The sequence below is a fragment of the Pseudomonas sp. HY7a-MNA-CIBAN-0227 genome, from assembly GCF_040310325.1.
Lineage (GTDB): Bacteria > Pseudomonadota > Gammaproteobacteria > Pseudomonadales > Pseudomonadaceae > Aquipseudomonas.
In genome coordinates, this window is record NZ_JBEOPT010000274.1 from 1 (window position 1) to 250 (window position 250).

At 46.4% G+C, this 250-nt stretch carries 1 pseudogene; it reads left to right on the plus strand.

Annotated elements, in window-relative coordinates:
* Positions 1 to 250, plus strand: a pseudogene (locus AAEZ06_RS27890) (DNA gyrase C-terminal beta-propeller domain-containing protein); the annotation flags it as partial.

Below are 250 nucleotides of genomic sequence, written 5' to 3' on the forward strand. Positions count from 1 at the left end.
TATTTACTCATCTTTGCGTTAGAGGATTTGCCTGAGCAAGCACGCGGAAAGGGCAATAAGATGATTACCCTCAAAGGCGATGAAGAGGTATTAGCTATCACCCCAATGAGCTTGCAAGATAGCTTGATCATTACGGCGGGCAAACGTCATGTGACCTTAAAGCCGATGGATTTGGCAAATTATAAAGGCAGTCGCGGTAATCGTGGTGGACAGTTGCCAAGAGGCTTTCAGAATGTGACGAGTGTTGAGG